General features: G+C 37.4%; 17 protein-coding genes. 1 reads left to right on the top strand and 16 read right to left on the bottom strand.

Translation table 11 applies throughout. From position 1 onward, the window contains the following. The 5 genes from P9X27_04565 to murJ form a co-directional block, all read right to left on the bottom strand. Positions 1-246 (bottom strand): hypothetical protein (locus P9X27_04565; GenBank protein ID MDP8253657.1); only part of this gene is annotated, 246 nt, incomplete at its 3' end. Then, positions 243-3,113: a preprotein translocase subunit SecA gene (gene secA / locus P9X27_04560; protein ID MDP8253656.1), complete on the bottom strand. Its 2,871-nt coding sequence runs from the start codon at positions 3,111-3,113 to the stop codon at positions 243-245. The genes P9X27_04565 and secA, both read right to left, overlap by 4 nt. A gap of 13 nt (positions 3,114-3,126) precedes the next feature. Further along, positions 3,127-4,201, bottom strand: a protein-coding gene (gene prfB / locus P9X27_04555; protein ID MDP8253655.1) for a peptide chain release factor 2 whose coding sequence is annotated in 2 segments (ribosomal slippage) — positions 3,127-4,137 and positions 4,139-4,201 — 1,074 coding nt in all. Because the reading frame shifts where the segments join, the coding sequence is not laid out codon by codon here. 181 nt (positions 4,202-4,382) lie between these two features. Then, on the bottom strand, positions 4,383-5,792 hold the full coding sequence (locus P9X27_04550; GenBank protein ID MDP8253654.1) for an excinuclease ABC subunit UvrC: 1,410 nt from the start codon (positions 5,790-5,792) through the stop codon (positions 4,383-4,385). After that, positions 5,771-7,342 carry a murein biosynthesis integral membrane protein MurJ gene (gene murJ, locus P9X27_04545; protein ID MDP8253653.1) on the bottom strand — a complete coding sequence of 524 codons (1,572 nt, stop codon included), beginning with the start codon at positions 7,340-7,342 and terminating at the stop codon, positions 5,771-5,773. Before murJ ends, P9X27_04550 begins: the two co-directional genes overlap by 22 nt. A 48-nt stretch (positions 7,343-7,390) precedes the next feature. Between murJ and rpsT the strand changes: the two genes are divergently transcribed. After that, positions 7,391-7,663, top strand: coding sequence for a 30S ribosomal protein S20 (gene rpsT, locus P9X27_04540; protein MDP8253652.1), 273 nt, complete (start codon positions 7,391-7,393; stop codon positions 7,661-7,663). Between the two features lie 440 nt (positions 7,664-8,103). On the opposite strand, the gene P9X27_04535 is transcribed toward rpsT, so the two are convergent. The 11 genes from P9X27_04535 to P9X27_04485 form a co-directional block, all read right to left on the bottom strand. Then, positions 8,104-9,327 (bottom strand): peptidase U32 family protein, encoded by a 1,224-nt coding sequence (locus P9X27_04535; GenBank protein MDP8253651.1) that lies wholly within the window; start codon positions 9,325-9,327, stop codon positions 8,104-8,106. Positions 9,328-9,353: 26 nt separating this feature from the next. Beyond that, positions 9,354-12,557, bottom strand: a complete 3,204-nt coding sequence (gene carB, locus P9X27_04530) for a carbamoyl-phosphate synthase large subunit (protein MDP8253650.1) — start codon at positions 12,555-12,557, stop codon at positions 9,354-9,356. A 212-nt stretch (positions 12,558-12,769) separates the two neighbouring features. Beyond that, complete coding sequence (locus tag P9X27_04525) at positions 12,770-13,279, bottom strand: hypothetical protein (protein ID MDP8253649.1); 510 nt, start codon at positions 13,277-13,279, stop codon at positions 12,770-12,772. A gap of 12 nt (positions 13,280-13,291) precedes the next feature. Further along, the gene (locus P9X27_04520; protein ID MDP8253648.1) at positions 13,292-13,579 is read right to left on the bottom strand and encodes a DUF1805 domain-containing protein; all 288 of its coding nucleotides are present in this window, start codon (positions 13,577-13,579) and stop codon (positions 13,292-13,294) included. Then, positions 13,572-14,417: a hypothetical protein gene (locus P9X27_04515; protein ID MDP8253647.1), complete on the bottom strand. Its 846-nt coding sequence runs from the start codon at positions 14,415-14,417 to the stop codon at positions 13,572-13,574. The genes P9X27_04520 and P9X27_04515 overlap by 8 nt, the downstream gene beginning before the upstream one ends. After that, positions 14,414-14,932: an LptE family protein gene (locus P9X27_04510; GenBank protein MDP8253646.1), complete on the bottom strand. Its 519-nt coding sequence runs from the start codon at positions 14,930-14,932 to the stop codon at positions 14,414-14,416. The genes P9X27_04515 and P9X27_04510 overlap by 4 nt, the downstream gene beginning before the upstream one ends. Then, on the bottom strand, positions 14,933-15,883 hold the full coding sequence (locus tag P9X27_04505) for a tetratricopeptide repeat protein (protein ID MDP8253645.1): 951 nt from the start codon (positions 15,881-15,883) through the stop codon (positions 14,933-14,935). It lies immediately after the preceding gene. Positions 15,884-16,041: 158 nt separating this feature from the next. Beyond that, a complete protein-coding gene (locus P9X27_04500) occupies positions 16,042-17,751 on the bottom strand; it encodes a ferrous iron transporter B (protein ID MDP8253644.1) in 1,710 nt (569 codons plus the stop codon). Continuing rightward, positions 17,748-17,981, bottom strand: a complete 234-nt coding sequence (locus tag P9X27_04495; protein MDP8253643.1) for a FeoA family protein — start codon at positions 17,979-17,981, stop codon at positions 17,748-17,750. The genes P9X27_04500 and P9X27_04495 overlap by 4 nt, the downstream gene beginning before the upstream one ends. Continuing rightward, positions 17,971-18,756, bottom strand: coding sequence for a radical SAM protein (locus P9X27_04490; protein ID MDP8253642.1), 786 nt, complete (start codon positions 18,754-18,756; stop codon positions 17,971-17,973). The genes P9X27_04495 and P9X27_04490 overlap by 11 nt, the downstream gene beginning before the upstream one ends. A 560-nt stretch (positions 18,757-19,316) precedes the next feature. Further along, positions 19,317-20,435, bottom strand: coding sequence for a Fic family protein (locus tag P9X27_04485; GenBank protein MDP8253641.1), 1,119 nt, complete (start codon positions 20,433-20,435; stop codon positions 19,317-19,319). Positions 20,436-20,480 lie beyond the last annotated feature (45 nt).

Raw genomic sequence — 20,480 nt, 5'->3', positions numbered from 1 at the left:
GTATAAAGAGAGATAAAGGATTGCCGATAAGAACCCAAGGAAGGCTACATGAGTAACCCAATAAGATAAAAAACTAAAGACTATAATGCCCCAGAAATATCCTAATAAAAATTTTCTCTTAAAAGATGCTGTGCTTACCCCAGCATAGATTAAAGGAGCAAGAGAGAAAAGCAAAAACAGATCGAACCAATAAAAACCGGCCGCTGTCAATAACGCGGAGAACAGAACAGCTAAAAAAATTTTCATCCATACTTTGGATAACAACATTTTTTATACTTCTTACCGCTACTGCAAGGGCAAGGATCATTTCTGCCTACTTTTTTGCTATCTCTGGTATAGGTCTGATGTCTATCTACCCCTAACTTCTCATGCGGCGTCAAACGAGTTGGATCTTCAGACTCAGCCTTCATCTTTTTTAAAGACTGAAACTGGTTGACCTCCTCATGTTTGTAGTCCTGGGCAGCTTTTTCAATCAAACCGCCTGAAGCCATTCTAAACCTGGGATGGAATTTGAATAGATACTCAACAACATCGAGCTTGATCCTTGAAGCCATCTCTTGAAACATCATGTAAGATTCATTTCTATATTCAACCAGCGGATCTCTCTGACCGTAAGCTCTAAGACCTATACCCTCTCTCAAATAATCCAAACCATAAAGGTGCTGCTTCCACCTCATATCTATAACATGCAAGAATATCATCTTCTCTAATTTTCTTATCTCATCCTCTCCCAGCTCTCTCTCCCTATCTTGATAAATCTCTTTCATTTTGGCGCTCAGATATTCAAAACAGCTGGTTACGATTCTATGCCAGTTGCTTTTATGCTCTCTCTCGCCCTCTAAAGATTCATCTTTAATCCTATCTCCTGCAATTTGAATCCTAAATTTATCTAATAGCCACTTAGAGATCCCATCCCAATCATAATTATCAGCCAACTCGGCTTCGGAAATATAAATCTCTATCTGATATTCTAGGACCTCATCTATTATTTCATAGATATGTTCCTTTAAATTTTCATTAAACAGCACGTTTCTGCGCTCGCCATATATCGCCTGACGCTGTTTGTTCATTACATCATCATAATCTAGGAGGTGCTTCCTGATCTCGAAATTAAAGCCTTCAACTCTTTTCTGTGCCGTACCTATAGCCTTGGTAATTAAACCGTGCTCTATCTTCTCGCCATCTTCAATTCCTAACCTATCCATAATCATAGCAATTCTTTCAGAACCAAAAATACGCATTAGATCATCCTCTAGTGATAGATAAAATTTTGAAGAGCCAGGGTCCCCTTGACGACCAGAACGTCCTCTAAGCTGATTATCAATACGCCTTGATTCGTGACGCTCTGTTCCTATAATATGAAGGCCCCCCAGTTCGATTACTTTTTTATGCTCATCCTCCACTAAAGATGCGGTTTCTTGGGCTACTCTTTCAGACTCCTCTTTAGTGATATCATCGCTATTCCTGCCATCTTGGCTTAATTTAGTCTTTGCCAAAAATTCCGGGTTACCACCTAAAAGAATATCTGTTCCACGACCAGCCATATTTGTCGCTATAGTCACTGCCTTAAGTCTTCCTGCCTGAGCAATAATCTCAGCCTCTTTCTCATGATATTTAGCATTAAGAACATTGTGAGTCACATTTTTTCTTTTTAATAATTCACTTATAATCTCAGATTTCTCTATAGATGTTGTTCCCACAAGCACGGGTCTGCCCGCTTCATGCATCTGACTGATATCATCGACAACTGCATTAAACTTCTCTCTCTGGCTTTTATAGATAACATCAAGATTCTGCGATCTTCTTAAAGGCTTATTGGTAGGCACAACAATAACGTCTAAATTATATATCTTATTAAACTCCGGAGCCTCTGTAGCCGCCGTCCCTGTCATGCCAGAAAGCTTCTGATACATTCTAAAATAATTTTGAAATGATACAGTCGCAAGAGTCTGATTCTCCTGTTCTATCTTAAGAGATTCTTTAGCCTCAATCGCTTGATGCAAGCCATCAGACCAGCGGCGCCCAGGCATAAGACGACCTGTAAATTCATCTACTATTAAAACCTGGCCCTCTTTTACAACATAATGAGTATCTCTCTTAAATAGAGACCTGGCCCTTAAAGACTGATTAATATAATGAGCCCAAGGTTCAGAATGAGCATCCGGCATCTCCTCCCAAAGGCTACCTATTTTCAGTATCTCTTCACATTTTTTCTCGCCTTTCTGAGTTATGCGAGAATTATTGCTCTTCTCCTCAACTATAGCATCGCAGCTGTCGTTAAACTCATCTCGAGGAATCTTCTCTTCACGTCCATCTTGAGTTCTAATTATAGTAAACCCATCCTGGGTATTTCTTGCATCAATAATTACTCTTACTTGAAGCTGTTTAGCTAATTTATCTGCAAGATAATATTTATCTACTGACTCCTCAGAAGGTCCCGAGATGATAAGCGGAGTCCTTGCCTCATCAACGAGTATTGAATCGACTTCGTCCACTATAGCATAATGATGAGAACGCTGCGCTACATCTTCTGAAGATATAACCATATTATCTCTTAAATAATCGAACCCAAACTCATTGTTTGTGCCATAGGTAACATCGCAACTGTAGGCTGTATTTTTCTGAACATGGTTCTGTCCGTGTACGATAACACCTACAGTCAATCCTAACGATTCATAGACAGGACCCATCCAATCCCTATCACGCTTAGCAAGATAATCATTTACAGTAACAATATGTACTCCCTTTGAACTTAAAGCATTTAAATAAGCAGGGAGTGTCGCAACGAGAGTCTTGCCTTCACCTGTTGCCATCTCAGCAATCTTACCCTGGTGAAGCACTGCACCACCTATAAGCTGGGAATCAAAATGCCTCATTTTCAGCCTTCTTTTTGCAACTTCTCTTACAACTGAAAAAGCCTCGGGTAGAATATCGTCTAAGCTCTCTCTATCCAAAAGCCTCTCTCTAAATTGATCAGTTTTAAGACGCAGCTCTGCATCAGTCAATCCCTGCATTTCATCTTCATAAGACCCTATTTTATCAACCAGAGGATTGAGTTTTTTTAACTCCCTTTCATTCTGGGTTCCTACGATCTTTCTCATTATAAAATTCATAGCATTATATCCTTTATCTTTTCTTTAAATACGCTTCTATGAAGCTGTCTATATTACCATCCAATACGCCTTGAGCATTACCAACCTCTAGATTAGTTCTATGGTCTTTTACCATAGTATAGGGATGCAAGACATAGGACCGTATCTGGTGCCCCCAGCCTATATCCCCTTTAACCCGCATCCCCTGAAGTTCCTCTTTCTGTTTCTCTTTATTTAAATCATAGATTTTAGACCTTAAAACCTTCATAGCTGAAGCTTTATTTTTATGCTGAGAACGTTCATTTTGACACTCAACAACAACACCGGTTGGATTGTGTGTTATACGTATTGCAGAATCTGTTGTATTTACATGTTGACCGCCAGCGCCTGAAGAACGGAATGTATCAACTCTTAAATCTTTGTCATCTATAGCTACCTCAACAGCTTCGACTTCAGGCAGCGACTCAACCAATGCAAAAGAAGTATGCCTGCGCTTATTTGCATCAAAAGGTGATATCCTCACCAACCTATGAACCCCTTTCTCAGATTTTAAAAAACCATAGACATAATCGCCTTTTATAATAAAAGTAGCCCTTTTAATACCAGCCTCTTCACCTTCTAAAACATCCAGCATCTCTATCTTATACCCTTTTTTTTCAACCCACCTAGAATACATCCTAATTAACATCTGAGCCCAATCACAAGACTCTGTACCACCAGCACCGGCATGGATTGAAATTATAGCATTACCAGAATCATAGGGTTCACTTAGATAAATCTTAAACTCCAACCTATCAATCTCTGACTCAACTTTATTCAGCTCTTTAGACAAGGAGCTGCTCTCCTCATCCGTCGATATGCCAATCAACTCCTCTAAATCTCGTAATTCTCTCTCTAGGAACTTAAAGCCCTCAACACTCTCTTTAAGAATTTTTAGCTCTTTAAGAATGCTGGTATTTTTGGAGCCCTGATCCCAGAATCCAGGCTGAGACATCTTTTTTTCTATCTCTGCTATATAGTTGTTCTTTTTATCCAGGTTAAAGAAAACCTCGCAGTTCTTGAAATCTCTCTTTAAGCCCTGCTGCTCTTTGCATTAATTCATCTCTCATATCTCCTCCAATGGATCATAATATTTATTTACGCTTCTTTATTATAGCGGATTTTACTCTTTTTTCCAAACATAGTAACTTCTAAGTAGTGTAACATATTTTGGACGCTTTGAGATTAAAAGTTCTTTAAAAGGATAGAGATTCCCTGACATAGCTTTAGCAGTAACTCTTAAGAGACTTCTTAAGCTCCTCTCTTTTTAACGTAATCATACATCCTCTCTGCAAGCATATCGCCGATACCTTTGATTCTTTTTAAATCTGAAACCGATATATTTTCATAACAGCCTAAATCACTGAGATACCTTAAAACAGCATTGACTTTAGATATACCGACTCCAGGTATATTTTCAAAAGCAGTCTCTTTCATTCTCTTCCCTCTTAAACTTCTATGGTATCCAATAGCAAATCTATGAGCCTCATCTCTTATTCTAATAAGTAAATTCTTCTCCAAAGAGTTCTGAGGCAGAGCAATAGGGATTTTCCTATATCTGGAGTGAATAAGATCTCTTCCTTTAGCATAGGCAATCAGAGGTATATCTATTTCAAAATCCTTATCAATAATCGCACCAATTCTATTCAAGTGACCCTTGCCGCCATCAAGCATGATAAGATCGGGTAAATCTTCTTTTTTCTTAAAAAGATCTCTATAGCGCCTCAGTACAACTTCAGCCATCATCTCATAATCATCTATAAAGTTCTGTTTTTTCAGTCTAAATTTGCGATAGAGCTCTCTATCTTTAACCCCGTCTTTAAATCTAATCACGGCGCCGGCTGCAGAAGTACCAGATACATTGGAAATATCCACAGCATCAATAATACGGGGTACTTTAGGGAGATTCAGTATACTCTTTATATTCTCTAATACATTAATCCCTCCACTAAGACCAAAGATACCTGAACTATTCCCCAGAAACCTCAGTCTATCCCGCGATTTAGCAGCTTTCTCGTATTCTCTTTTTTTAACATAGCCATCCATCTCTTCTGTTAAATCCTTTATGACTCCTTCTCTATCTCCAAGAAGAGTCTTCACTGCAATTAAAATATTTCTGCGATACTCTGTTTTGCTTATCTTCTCCAGGCAAGGCCCAGGACAGAAGCCTATATGTAGATAGAGGCAGCCATTCTTATTAAATTTCCTACAGCTCCTAAAAGAGATAATCTCTCTTAATGTTTTAAGAGTCATTTTCAATCCCTTAGCATCTGGATAAGGACCTAGATAAAGCGATCCATCTTTGTTCTTATTGCGAGTTATCAAGATACGCGGAAAATCATCTTTAAGCGTGATCTTAAGATAAGGGTAAGATTTATCATCCCTTAAGCTTATATTGTAAAAAGGCTTCTCTTTTTTAATAAGATATGATTCAAGCAATAGTGCTTCAGCTTCAGAAGCAGTGATAATAAAATCAATATCTCTTACTCTAGAAATTAACTTCTCACCCTTTGAGTTAATATTTTTGGAATAAAAATGACTGCGGACTCTTTTTAATATTGATTTAGCCTTACCTATATAGATAATCTCATTTTTCTTATCTTTAAAAATATAGACTCCGGATGAATCAGGAAGCCTAGCTATTCTTTCTTGCTGCACCATATAAATTTCCGTAAGTCTTCGTTGTTTATAAAAAGGCTTGAAAGTAGATAGGCAAATATTGATAGTGATATCAGAGAGATAAGAGCCAAGATATCTGAAGAGATGTTTTCAAAAAACAGTTTTTTAGTAAATAGCAGGGTTCCGGCCATAATAACAGAACAGAGCAAGATCTTTAGAATGCCTATAATAAAATTTTTATTATAGAACTTTATCTTTTTATTTAAAGCCAGAAACAGCAAGGTGAAATTGCAACTTGCAGCAAAAGAGGTAGCAAGACATAGGCCTGAGATTTTCATTGAAAACATTAAGGCAACACTACCTACTATATTTATAGCTAAAGATATTATCGAAATCTTAACTGGCGTCAAAGTATCCTGCATAGAATAGAAAGTAACAACGAGGATCTTTATCCCCGCATAAAATAGCAAACCTAAAGCATAGAACCTCAAAGCGCTAGATGTTATAGCTGTGGAATAGCTTGAAAAACTTCCGTGTTGAAAAACAACAGATATTATCTCTTTTGCCAAAATAAAAAACCCGAACGTTGCCGGTATCATAATAAAGGCTACAAACCTTAAAGAGAGAATTAGATTATCTCCTATAGATGCACTTTCATTTTTTGTTCTCCTGGCAGAGAAGAAAGGCAATGCCGCAGTTGCAAGAGAGGTAGCAAAAACAGCCAAAGGTAGCTGCACGAATCTCTGAGCATAATATAGAGCTGCAATAGCACCAGAGCCTACAATAGATTGAAGAGAGGCTAAGATAGTATCTATGAATATACTGACTTGATAGACTCCTGCACCAAGAAACCTAGGAAGCAGCAGCTTCCAAATCCTGCCGTACTCTGGATGGAACATCCTAGCCTTTGCTCTATATATTCCTTTCCCTCTTATAGCAAAAAACTGCATCAAAAGCTCAATGATGCCGCCTATTATTATTCCAAAAGCTAATGCATAGACTCCGTATCTTCTGCCTAAGAAAAGAATGCTGGATATAATAGAGATATTTAAAGCAGCAGAGGCCCAGGAGTAGCTCCAGAATATTCTTTGAGATATTGCAATTCCAGCCACCATAGCCGTTAACCCTATAAGAAACACATAGGGGAATATTACCCTGGTCAATTTAACGGAAAGAACATATTTTTGGATATCAGCTATAAAGCCAGGCGCTATTAACTTAATTAACAATGGAGCAAAAAAAACCCCACCTACAGTAATCAAAATTAAGATAAATGCAGAAGACTTTATAAGAGACTTGGATAGACTCTTAAAATTATCTAAATCCTCCTTAGCTCTATATTCAGACAAAACCGGGACAACCGCAGCATTAACCGCCTCCTCCCCAACAAAGCTGCGCCAAATATTTGGAAGGCGAAAAGCCACAACAAAAGCCTGAGCCCCATAACCAGTCCCAAAGAAAAAAGCAATTAAAACATCTCGTACAAACCCCAATATCCTGCTGATAAAAGTGGCTGTTCCAATCGTAAAAGACTTCCTCAATATCTGTTTAAACATGTTTATTCTTATACACCAATTTAAATTGTTTGACAAACCGAAATGATATATGCTATATTTTGTTCCAAAATTGGAGGTTTTACAATGCCGAATTTAAAGTCTGCCTGTAAAAGATTAAAGCAAAACATAAAAAGAGAAGCTGGAAACAAAACTGTAAAATCAGAGCTCAAGACTAAGATTAAAAAATTCAGAGAACTGGTAAGTAAAAATAAGTTGCCAGAGGCTGAAGAATATTTTAAAGAACTTGAGAAAAGATTAATGCAGGCTGGAAGCAAGAATATTATCCATAAGAACAAAGCTTCACGTCATATATCTCGACTACAATCTTTATTGAATCAAGCAAAGGTTAAAAAGTAGATTTCACCCTTATCTACATTTAATAAATCAAATTTATCGTAATAATGGTTTACATTTCTCCATCATAATAACTTAGATTTTATCTTGCATCATTACTTAACTCTCATTTGAACAACCTTTTGCATAAAAATATTCTACAATGCATTTCAGGCATACGAAATATTAAGAGCAATAAGATCAGAATCAAGATATGGAATTTTTTCTGCAAAAAACTCAACGAGATACATAATAACAGCAAGTCCTATGATAAGGGTTAGAAAGAGTACCAAGACTAGCCAGGCAGACTTGCCGCGCCAATCCTATTTAATATACCCAGGCCAGCAACGGTAAGATAAAGATTGACTCCTAAGACCAGGGTCTTCCAAGCAATACTCCTAAACTATTTAAGGCTTCCATATCTTAAATAATATTTTCTAGTCTATCAATTTTACTGTCAATATCTATTTTTTTCTCCAAGCATAAACCTTATCACCTAACCTAACCTTGAAAGGAACCTTGATTCCAGCTAATTCGCCTTTCTTGACTCGAGTTACATATTTATGCTCTTGCTGAATCTCAGATGCTTTTACAAATTGAACTGGAGTACTTTTACCTACAAATAATAACTCGTCATCCTTCTTCAGAGGTCCAGCTTGGACTAATATCTCTGCAACAGAGATCTTAGGATAAAACTTTTTAACCTCACCCAAGTATATCTTCTCATAGAGGTGCTCTAAACGCTTGCTTATATCTCCATCAGGACTTTTAAAATAAAATCCATCTGAAAATCCTCTATTATATACACTCTTAAGTTCTTTCTTAAGCCTTCTCTTTAAAGATTCACTTAGCCTATTTTCATAAAAAGCATCTATAGCCTCCCTATAGACAGAGACCACAATCTTTATATACTCTGGAGAACGCATCCTACCTTCAATCTTAAAGGCATCTATCTCTGCTCTTATTAGGCTATCTATAAAATCTATCGTACATAAATCTTTTGGGCTTAAGATATAGTCTTTGCCTAAGATATACTCTAAATCACCCTGTCTCTCTTTTATAATGAACTCACGCCTGCAAGGCTGCAGACACCTGCCTCTATTTGCAGACTCTCCATAAGAATGCTCGGATAAAAAACACCTGCCCGATATACTGACACACATCGCGCCATGGATAAAAGTCTCTATTTGAGTATCTAAATTTTCTTTTTTTATTAAAACTTTAATCTTTCTCATATCAGAGAGACTGCATTCCCGCGCCAAAACAACCCTCTTAATACCTAATCTATTGTAATATTTTATTGCTTCAATATTAGAGATACTGGCTTGAGTTGAGAGATGGATCTTTAATCCTATTCTTTTCGCTAAGGAGATAACGGCCATATCCCATGCTATTACAGCATCAACATTGCTCTCCTTAGCCTTTAGCAGAACTCTTTCTACTCTTTTTAGCTCATCGTTCATAACTACAACATTGAGAGCAAGGTACCCTTTGACCTTCTTCTGATGCAACAATCGCATAATCTTTTTTAAATCTGAAATCTTAAAATTGGAGGCGCGTTCACGCATATTTAATCCTTGGATACCGAAGTAAATACTATCTGCCCCATTCTCGGCAGCCGTAATTAAAGATGGCCAGTCACCGGCAGGGACAACTAGTTCCGGTTTATGGAAAGTAAAACGCTTCATATCAGAGTAAAAAGATAAAAGAACTGCTATTTATCTTTATAATAATCCTGCAAAGCCTTAACTGTAAGATCTTTACCTTTAGCAGCTTCAATCCCTTCTACTCCAGCCAATGCAGCTGAGATAGTAGTCATGTAAGAGATTTTATTCTGAATAGCCATAATTCTAATATAGCTATCATCATACTTGCTCTCTTTACCGACAGGAGTATTTATAATAAGCTGGAGCTCTTTATTTTTAATAAGATCTGCTACATTAGGCCTGCCCTGGTGTAACTTTTTTACCTTTGAAACTTCTAGTCCATTATCTCCTAGAAAATCAGCTGTACCCTCTGTAGCATATATCTTAAAACCTAATCTATCTAACCCTTCTGCAATTGGAAGAAGCAACTCTTTATCTTTATTTTTAACTGTCAATAGAACAGACCCTGAGGTTGGAAGCTTGGTTCCAGCAGCTTCTTGAGCCTTATAAAATGCAAGCCCGAAACTATCGGATATTCCCATCACCTCACCTGTTGCTTTCATCTCAGGCCCCAATACGGGGTCAACTTCGGGGAACATATTAAAAGGAAATACTGCCTCTTTGACTCCAAAATAAGGCAGATCATACTTTTTCAATTCCTTAAAATCTTTTATCTTTTTACCCAACATAAGAAGAGTCGCGATCCTTGCTATAGGTATTCCGGTAATTTTTGAAACTAGAGGTACTGTACGGGACGCTCTGGGGTTTGCCTCTAAGATATAGACCTTATTATCACAGATAGCATACTGAATATTTATCAACCCGACGACTTTAAGCTCTTTTGCTATTACCTTTGTATACTCCTCTATTTTATCAAGATGTTCTTTAGATATGGTTCTGGTTGGGATAACGCAGGCAGAATCACCAGAGTGCACTCCGGCATATTCAATATGTTCCATGATAGATGCAACGAAAGAATTTTCGCCATCAGATAAAGCATCAACTTCAAGCTCAACAGCATTCTCTAGAAATCTATCGATAAGCATTGGGTATTCAGGTGATATATCTATCGCCTCTTCAGCATATTTTAATAGCCTCTCTTTCTCATATATGATCTCCATACCCCGTCCCCCTAAAACAAAGGAGGGCCTAACCATCAGGGGATATCCGATATTTTCAGCTATCTTAACAGCCTCATCTACTGAACGCGCTATGCCGCCCTCGGTCTGAAGAACATTTAAATCTATCATCTTTTTTCTAAAACGTTCTCTATCTTCTGCAAAATGGATACTCTCAGGAGATGTCCCTAATATATTAACCCCGCAATCTTTTAATTCTTGAGCAATGTTTAACGGCGTCTGACCACCAAATTGCACAATAACACCTTGAGGCTTCTCTTTTTTGTGTATAGCTAAAACATCTTCGACTGTTAAAGGCTCAAAATACAGCTTATCAGAAGTATCATAATCAGTAGAAACGGTCTCGGGATTACAGTTGACCATGATAGTTTCAAAGCCTTCGTCCTTTAAAGCAAATGTAGCATGGACACAAGTATAGTCAAACTCTATACCTTGGCCTATCCTATTAGGGCCTCCGCCAAGAATCATAATCTTCTTATTATCTGAAACAGAGACTTCATCTTCTCCTTGAGAATAGGTCGAATAATAGTAGGCTGCATCTTCAATCCCGCTTACAGGGACAGCTTCAAAACGAACTTCTATACCTAAAGAGATCCTCCTCTCTCTGACTTCTATCTCTTTAATGTTAAAGAGAGCGGCTAAATATTTGTCAGAGAAGCCAAGCTCTTTAGCTTTTCTCAGGTTATCCTTAGATAAACTTTTCCAATCTTCAGTAATTATCTTCTCCTCAAAATTAACCAGCTCTTTCATCTCTCCTAAAAACCACTCTCCTATATGAGTAACCTCATAAAGCTCCTCTACCGTCATGCCTTTTCTTAAGGCTTCATATATAATAAAAACTCTCTCACTAGAAGGATGGACTAACTTCTTTTTTAGCTGATATAACGAAAGGTCTTTAAACTTTTTTACTCCTCCTAAACCATACCTCTTTATTTCAAGAGACCTGATAGATTTTTGAAAAGACTCCTTAAAGGTTTTCGCAATACTCATAGCCTCTCCCACTGCTTTCATCTGAGTACCAAGTATATCTTTTGCTTGTGAAAACTTTTCAAATGCCCAGCGTGCAAATTTAACTACAACATAATCACCACTGGGTGTATACTTCTCTAACGTTCCGTCTCTCCAGTAAGGAATCTCATCCATTGTTAGACCTGCTGCAAGCTTGGTTGAAACTCTTGCAATAGGAAATCCTGTTGCCTTTGAGGCAAGGGCTGATGAGCGAGAAGTTCTGGGATTTATCTCAATAACAACGATTCTGCCATCTTTTTTATTATGGGCAAATTGAACATTTGTTCCACCTATTACACCTATTGCATCAACTATCTTATATGAAATATCCTGTAATTTTTTCTGTAAATCTTTAGGTACCGTAAGCATAGGAGCAACGCAGAAGCTGTCTCCGGTATGTACACCCATCGCATCTACATTTTCAATAAAACATACTGTAATTTTTTGATCTTTTTCATCACGGACTACTTCAAGCTCAAGCTCCTCCCAGCCGACAACAGCCTCTTCAACTAAAACTTGGCCTACAATACTTACTGCAAGGCCACGCGCAACAATAGTCCTTAACTCTTCAATGTTATAAGCTATGCCTCCTCCTGTACCGCCCATAGTATATGCAGGACGCAGCACAACCGGATAACCTAGCTCATTAGCTATTTTCTCTGCTTCCTCAACTGAATGAGACACATCAGACTTTGCAAGCGGAATTCCAAGCTTATTCATCGTCTCTTTGAAAGCCAGCCTGTCTTCACCGCGCTCTATAGCATCAATCTTTACTCCTATTACCTCAACATTATATTTATTAAGTATTCCTTCTTTATGTAAAGCAGAAGATAGATTTAATCCGGTTTGACCGCCAAGATTAGGGAGCAAGGCATCAGGTCTCTCCTTCTCTATAATTTTCGCTATAGTCTCAACCGTTAAAGGCTCGATGTATGTCTTATCAGCCATTTCAGGGTCAGTCATAATAGTTGCCGGGTTAGAATTAACAAGGATAACCTCATAACCTTCTTCTTTAAGAGCCTTACAGGCTTGAGTCCCTGAATAGTCAAACTCGCAAGCCTGACCTATAATTATCGGGCCTGATCCTATTATTAAAACTTTGTGGATATCGGAACGCTTCGGCATAAACCCTCCTTAATAATGATTAAAATTTGAGCACTATTATACCAATAAGAACTAACTAATCAACAGCAATTTGGATAATTTCACAACTCTTCTTTGAGGTAGAACAACTTCGTAGTAGTTTGGATTAAAATACTAAATTTATTTGCATCAAGCAAGCTAAAAATTAAATATCTAATTTAAATTTTAAAGAGAAAAAATTATAAAAACATTTCTTAAAAATAGGAGGCAAAATCCTCTAAGTCAAACTTGAACGACTCTTTATCTCCGCCTCTCTGCATGCTCTCTATCTTAACCCAAATCTGATAACGCTTCCCAGCTATCACTTTCTCACCTGGAATCTCAAATTTTAAGAGTTCTTTTGTAAGCGTCCCTGACGTTTTCTTTACCTCATCTTTACTAGAGAATCTTATAAATCCACCGCTCTTCTTTGTCGGGAAAGGCTCTTCGTTATCCATGGTGGGATAGAGAGTATCACGCATCTTGGGTACCAAACGGCCAATCTTAGGACCAATCACTATTACATTGTATATTCTGGGCTTTGTCCTATCCATCCTGGCTATTACTGTTACTTCTAAAGTATTGCCTTCTAAATAAGCCTCTACTGCAGCTGTTGCTTTCCTGTGTTCTTTTGCCTCTCTTAATACAAGCACTCTATCTTGAGCATAACCTAAAGAAGATAACATTAAGATTAAACCGGTAACGACAAAGACTAATCTTTTCATAGCTTATACCTCCTATACAATTAACTTAAGAATCTCATTAATACTCTGGCCCTCATAGATGCCGATATTCTTAGCCTCCCTGCTAACCTCTTTAGCAGCTGTATCCAATGCTTCCTGAATTGTCCCAACTCCTGTTATCTTAATTGCAATATCTCCAAAATTATCTGCTACATCCATATTAAGATAACCGCACATGATATAACCTCGACTACCCCTTAGAATAATAAGATTATGATTCCCTAATTTAATTGAAACAGCCTCTATAAAACTGTCTCCCACTTTTATTATTTCTTTAATCATTAAAAACTCCGATAGATACTTTAAAGATCTCTCTCTGTGTAAAAAACAGGATTAAATCCAAAATCAAAGAGTAGGCATCTTTCTTGCCAGTTTTAAAACTCTTCTCCAGATGAACAATAAAATCAGCCTCTTTATTATCTACATTATCAAGAAAGCGAGGCATAAGAGAGAGCAGTATTTTCTCATCCTTATAGCCTTTTTCCTTTAGAGACAAGACTGTCTCAAGAGAACGTTTTGCATCCTTTGCCAATATACTCTCGTAAAGATACTTCATCTCGGGCGGCTCTCTCTCCTGGAGAAATTCACTAAGAGAACCTAAGTCTATATAATCTTTCTCGGGATAAAGCAGCTCAACCTTTGAAACAGCATCAAGAATAGATTTAAAATCCCTGCTCTTGTTATATATCTTTACTATATAACTTATAACTTCTTGGGAGATTTTCTTACCGCTAAACTCCTCGAGATATAACTTTATATCGCTCGGGTTAAATCGTAATTCCATAATCTTTAACCCTTTGATACCTTCCCATTTAGGCAGCTGCAACCAATAAGTCTTACTTGTAAGATTAAAAATATAGCTATCTTTGAGTTGTGTAAAATCTATCTTCTCTTTTAAGAAGGCTATATTTTTAGGTTTAAGAGCTTCGGCATTATCTAGGAAATATAATGTTTTATCTTCAAAAAGAGAGCAATTAAATATCTCAGCAATAATATCTTCAAAACTTCTAGATTTAAGAGAATATCTTTGAACTTTCTTGAGATTTAAACTTTTGACCTGAGACTCTAGGAATATCTCAGCAAGGGTACTATCTTTTGAATGTATTAAAAAAGTACTCACCAGTTAGCTACTACTCTATCTACAATCTTTCTGGATAGATCACCTAGAGCATCCCTTAAAGCCTGAGTCTCGCTTTTAGCGTTAGCTCCTGTTGTCAGATATGTTGACTCTCCAGATATACTCTCACTCCACAGCTCTTCTTCTTTTTCTAGGAGGCGGACATTTGTGCTAACCGTAATCCTATACTCATCAACATCTTCATCGCTAGCATAGCTTAAAGCACTTTTATTATAATCTAATATCTCGCCTTCTATAGCTATATCAGCATCTTGCATGTTAGAAACAGGAAGAACATTACCATCATATCTAAATCTCTCTCTCAAAATATTCTCAAGCTCTATCTCAAGACCACGATAGTAGAGCTTATAATCTGAAGAGATGCTATTTATAGAAATTCTATTAGAGAACGTCGGGATATAGATTGTCTTATAAGGTAAGTTTTGAACACTTCTTAAAGTGTAGCCGCAACCTGAAACAATTAAAGCAGCCAATAGTAATGCTGTTGGTCTTTTCAATTAATTTTCCTTCTTCTTAAATGCTGCCACTTTCCCCGCAGCTATTACAGCCCAATCAGTATTGGGATACTGTTTAACTACTTCTTCATAATATATCACGGCGCTATCATATAGCTTCTGCTTCTCATAAAACTTGGCTGTATTATAAAGGCTCTCTGCCTTACGCGCTTTTAGCCTTGCTAATATTTTATCGCCTTCTTCAGGCATCTCACCAACTTGGGACATCTCTTCTAATCTCTTAATTGCAACCTCCGTCCCTTCCTGAGAATAGTCTACCTTAACCTCCCTCTCTGATGCAACCTCTGCAAGCTGTATAACTGCATCATCCGCCAATTCAGAGCCTGGATAACCTGTAATAAGATTTTTAAAAGCCTCTTCTGCTCCGGAATAATCGCCTATACGCTTATATACCAGGCCCAATTTAAATTGGGCCAAAGGCGCATACTCTCCGTAAGGAGAGTTATCAACTACTTTTTTAAATATCTCAATAGCTCTTGAATTATCATCTAAGAAAGATATCTTCTCCATCAAATTCCTATCTTCGTTATCTTTCACAAAATAGAGATTGGCTATCTTATATTCCAAAGATATAACCTCATCGACTCTTGATGTATAAGGATATGTGTCTATAATCTTCTGGTATGCTTTAAATGCCGGATAATATTTACCTAGCCTCTCCTGAGCCTGGCCAATGTAGAACTGTGCTTCCGGAGCATACTTTGACTTTTCATAATATTTGACGAGTTTTTTAAAAGCCTCAATAGCTCCTTTAAAGTCTTCCTCCTGAAATTTCTTATAACCCAGATTAAATTGTTCATCAGGCGTATCCCGAACATAGCTATCAGGGTTTATCCACTTACCTGTCTCAGGAGTCCAGATCCAAAAAGAGAACGCATTGTTCAGAAAGCTAAAAAAGACTATAAATACAACAAAGATTTTGAAGTTTTTCATAGCAAGAATTCTAAATAATAAGGACTTAAAAGTCAAATAGATAAATCCCCAGCCCATTTTAAAAGAACTTGAATATATGATATTTTAACTCTCTGTTTAAATCTGAATATTTCCTGCTAAAATACTATTTCTTAAAGAAAAATTTATATAACTTGTAGCTAAAGTATGAAGTTAAGTGCTCCGCCTACTATAATCGCTACAGATATCATAATAACTGCCGCTTTTAGCATATCTCTTAACCCCAACTCTTTAAATAAGACTATGAAAGTAGCAAAACAGGGAAAGTATATGGCAAGAATAACACAGCCTATAGTAAGCTGCTTCAATGTTAAACCCATTGGTCCCAACATACCCACAGCAACATCTTTTCTTAAAAATCCAACTAATAATGCCGATATTGCCTCTGATGGCAGACCCCAGATATTTTTAAGCAGCGGTGAAAAAATGCGAGCAAAGAAATCTACTACCCCAAAAGCATAGAGCATATTAACCAAAAGAACGCCTAATAATACATAGGGTATCGCAGTGAGTAAAAAACCTGATATCCGCATCCAGAGTTTTTTTAAGACCGCTCCTAACTGAGGCCTTCTATATGGAGGAATCTCAAGCATCAAAGGGATGCTCTCCCCTTTTAAAACCTTATTTAAAACATAGCCTATTATGAACCAAAGCAAAAGAAGGGTTAAAAATACAACCATTACCGCCTTATGACTTCTTGCACCTAATAGTCCAACTATAACGGCAATCTGAGCCATGCAGGGCACCGCAATGCTAAGAAGCGTTGAAGCAATAAACTTCTCCCTCTTACTTTCGAGTAATCGTACCGATAGAGCACCAGAGACATTGCAGCCTAGTCCTAAGATCATCCCCACAGCAGCATAACCGTGTAATCCCAACTTATGCATCACATTATCAACTAAAACAGCAAGACGTGGAAGATAACCAAAATCCTCCATAAGCCCTAAAACAAAATAGAAGCTCAAAATATAAGGAGCAACCATAACGATGGGTACATAGAGACCTGTAGTCAAAAGCCCAAATGAGAGCCCAAAATCTATCCCTCCATCTATTAGCCTGCCTATTACTATATAATGCAAAAAACTAAACTTAGAGATAACGGCACTTAGGCTGTCCATTATAGGAAGCCAGTAATTTTCAAATAACGGATCCAATAGATAATTAATAATGCCCTCGCCTACAAGTCTGACCACAAAGAAAGAGACTGCCATAATAAGAAGCCCTATGATCAAACCGCTAAAAGGTCTAATACTCAAACCTTCTAAAATCTCAAGAAACGTATGATGCCTGTGGTGAAGCTTCTGCACCTCTTGAGTAATATTGCCTATCTCTATCCAACGCTGCTCATCAGAAACATCCTCTCTATGTTTTGGCTTTAGATCTTTCATCTTTAATGCTAACTCCCTTATGCCTTCCCCCGTCAAGCCGCAAGTACTTACAACAGGCACCCCTAGCAGCTCTTCTAATCTCTTAATATCTATACTGATTCCACGATGCTTTGTCTCATCCCAGATATTTAACGCAACTATAACAGGAGAACCTCTCTCTATTAATTCTAGAGTAAGATAGAGATTTCTCTCTAAATTCGTCGCGTCAACTACATTTACAATGACATCGCCCTGATCAAGCATCTTGACTGCAATCTCTTCAGCGCAACAATTAGGCTTTAAACTATAAGTACCTGGGATATCTATTACATCTACAACATCTCCAAAGATCTTGCTCCGGCCTTTTGTATATTCAACGGTTGAGCCGGGAAAGTTAGATATAACAACTCTTGCCCCTGTAAGACGAGAGAATATAGCGCTCTTACCTACATTGGGATTTCCAACTAATAGAACGTTTTTCATTTATCTGTATCTACTATAATCTTCTTAGCCATTCCATGGCCGATAGCAACTGTAAAATTATCAATCTCAATAGTCTGCGGACCTCTCCAAAAATGAGAGCTAACCTTACTTACCCGCTTGCTAACTCTTATGCCCATGCTTTTAAGGCGGTCAATAAGGCCAGTGCCGCCCTTTATCTCAACAACCACGCCGCTCTCCTTGGGTTTTAGGTGAGTTATATCAACTATCATGGTTCTTCCCCCTTCTTCTCATTGTATCTTCCTCACTTATTGACTCTACTATTTTCTTCTCTCTATCATAAACCGAAATTACATTAAAGTCCTTAAAGAATTCTGTTATTCTGCCCATCTCCTCTTTTGATAAAGCCTTGACTGCAGAATCACGCAAGGGGGTATTAAGCTGGACCTCATCCGGTGCTAACTCAGAGACCAGCCTTGCAATACCTTTAGCCTCAGACTCATTCGACTTTAAAAACATAATCTGAATTCCAAATTTTCCTTTATAATTAACTCTAAACCTCTTAATTCCATCTAAGATGCTTAAAAAATCTAAATCTTCATGCGGCTTATTTATGGCCCTTAAATATTCATTACTAGAAGCATCTATCTTGGCTATTACAAAATCAATGTCAGAGATATCATCTCTAACATCTTCTCTTAAAAGCATTGTAGAGTTAGTAAGAAGCGCAACTGGATGACCTAAGATGCTCTTTGCAGCACTAGTTATATCTTTAATGTTTAAAGCCAAAGTAGGCTCACCCCTACCTGAGAGAGTAATACAATCAATGTTTAAACCAGAGGGTAAGGATTGTAATTCATCAGCAATTAATTCAGTATTTACAAAAATTTCTCTCTTTAGGCTCAATAAGCTTGGTTCTTTTATCTGACAATAGATACAATCAAAACCGCAAATTTTATTCTCTCCAGATATAGGGTCTATACCCAAAGAAGAACCTAGTCTCCAAGATGATACCGGACCATATATATATTTAAAATCATTATTCATAACAATAATATAAATTTACTCTATCAGAGACTAACAGAGAGACTGAGGTTCTGTTAAACTAAAACCCGCAACTCTTTATATATTGATAAACTATACTACAAACCCCTGTTTTGTAAAGGATTTATCGAGTGCGAATGGTAACATCTGCATACGTTTGTATGCAGATGTTACTGTATAAGATGGGCGCAGTTGGGGCACAGCACTATCCTGCCAGCATAGTGCTAATTGGGTTATATTATAACTGCTGCTTGGTGGATAAAACCACCTTTTAAGAACATTTAGATTCATACAATGAGACAATGAGTTATAAGAGATAGATTTATCCGCTTTGCGTTTCTAGTCTAATCCAAACGTTATAAAACAGCCTCATCGTGAAGATGCAGCACTCATAAGCTCTCTGATTAATTTGGCATTCTTATTTTTTAAAACTCCTAACTCACTTTCTAATTAATATACTTTATCCCTGTTAATTTTGCTCAATACCTTTACTTTTCTTCCACCAAGCACTTATTCCAGATGATTTTCTGCTTTTTGTTTTTGTCATATACACCTATACCCTGCTATTTAAACAACGATAAATACTCCGACAGCGCAAACAACCTATTTCTAGAAAAACCTGTCACTTCTTTTAAAAATCCGACTCTTTGAAAATCCGCTATTAATCTTCCGCCCGCGGAAAATCCTACTCCTAAATGATCAGAGACCTGCCCGATAGAAACAATTGGATGCGAAAAAAGGAACAAAAGCAGTTTTTGAGCTGGCTTGGCTTTTCTTCCCATAGTTATAATTTTGTCATCATATTGTTTTCTGAGCTTAACAATGGTTTCTAAAGTTTCCTTCCCATTCTTAGCTGTATCAATGACTCCTGAAAGAAAAAACTTTATCCACTGGTCAAGATCATTTGAAGCTCTTGCTACACTCAATGAATCATAGTATGACCCCTTATTTCTTTCAAAAAAATCTGAAAGATAGAGACAAGGCTTATTCAATATGTCCATATCAACTAATTGCAAAGTTATAAGAAGTCGTCCTGCCCTGCCATTACCGTCCAGAAAAGGGTGAATCGTTTCAAATTGATAATGGCTGATGGCAACCCGAATTAAACGAGGAAGATTGATTTCCTTGCTGTGCCAAAATTTTTCAAGGTCGGTCAACAAATCCGGTAAATCTTCATGGTGTGGCGGAACGAAAAAAGCATCTTTTAAGCTTGATCCGCCAATCCAGTTTTGGCTTCTTCTTACTTCTCCCGGAAGTTTATGATGACCTCTTACACCTGAGAGCAATCTCTTATGCGTCTCTTTGAGCAGCCTCATCGATAAAGGCAATTTATCAAGCTCATCAATAGCAAAATTCATTGCCTTGATATAATTTTGAACCTCTGCCCAGTCATCACGTTTTTCAGGACTGATTTCATTCTCAGGCAAAACAACTTCGTCAATATTGGTTCTTGTCCCTTCAATACGACTGGACGTCGTAGCTTCTTTTGCCACATGCATTTGAATAAAAAAATCCACGTCCGGAACTAGCGTTGAATAGGCATTGAGTTCCCCCAGATAACGCATAGCGTTTTCTAATAAAACAACAATTTGCCTATCCTCCCACTGATAATCAACGTTAACTAACGATGGCAAAAAACTTTTGTATTCATATTGTTGCTTGTAATTTCCAGCTTTAAACATATGTCACCTCTAATTATTCTTAACAAACCTACGCTATTAATATTC

It is taken from the genome of Candidatus Kaelpia aquatica (assembly GCA_030765335.1).
In the GTDB taxonomy this organism is placed as follows: Bacteria; Omnitrophota; Gorgyraeia; order Kaelpiales; family Kaelpiaceae; genus Kaelpia; species Kaelpia aquatica.
Note: the sequence above shows the minus strand (reverse complement) of the source record. Positions and strands in the feature narration are given on the sequence as shown.

What these genes read in the sequence shown, in the direction of transcription:
- secA (MDP8253656.1), bottom strand. Translation starts at nt 3,113, where the DNA reads ATGAATTTTATAATGAGAAAGATCGTAGGAACCCAGAATGAAAGGGAG.
- P9X27_04550 (MDP8253654.1), bottom strand. Translation starts at nt 5,792, where the DNA reads ATGGTGCAGCAAGAAAGAATAGCTAGGCTTCCTGATTCATCCGGAGTC.
- rpsT (MDP8253652.1), top strand. Translation starts at nt 7,391, where the DNA reads ATGCCGAATTTAAAGTCTGCCTGTAAAAGATTAAAGCAAAACATAAAA.
- P9X27_04535 (MDP8253651.1), bottom strand. Translation starts at nt 9,327, where the DNA reads ATGAAGCGTTTTACTTTCCATAAACCGGAACTAGTTGTCCCTGCCGGT.
- carB (MDP8253650.1), bottom strand. Translation starts at nt 12,557, where the DNA reads ATGCCGAAGCGTTCCGATATCCACAAAGTTTTAATAATAGGATCAGGC.
- P9X27_04525 (MDP8253649.1), bottom strand. Translation starts at nt 13,279, where the DNA reads ATGAAAAGATTAGTCTTTGTCGTTACCGGTTTAATCTTAATGTTATCT.
- P9X27_04520 (MDP8253648.1), bottom strand. Translation starts at nt 13,579, where the DNA reads ATGATTAAAGAAATAATAAAAGTGGGAGACAGTTTTATAGAGGCTGTT.
- P9X27_04505 (MDP8253645.1), bottom strand. Translation starts at nt 15,883, where the DNA reads ATGAAAAACTTCAAAATCTTTGTTGTATTTATAGTCTTTTTTAGCTTT.
- P9X27_04500 (MDP8253644.1), bottom strand. Translation starts at nt 17,751, where the DNA reads ATGAAAAACGTTCTATTAGTTGGAAATCCCAATGTAGGTAAGAGCGCT.
- P9X27_04495 (MDP8253643.1), bottom strand. Translation starts at nt 17,981, where the DNA reads ATGATAGTTGATATAACTCACCTAAAACCCAAGGAGAGCGGCGTGGTT.
- P9X27_04490 (MDP8253642.1), bottom strand. Translation starts at nt 18,756, where the DNA reads ATGAATAATGATTTTAAATATATATATGGTCCGGTATCATCTTGGAGA.
- P9X27_04485 (MDP8253641.1), bottom strand. Translation starts at nt 20,435, where the DNA reads ATGTTTAAAGCTGGAAATTACAAGCAACAATATGAATACAAAAGTTTT.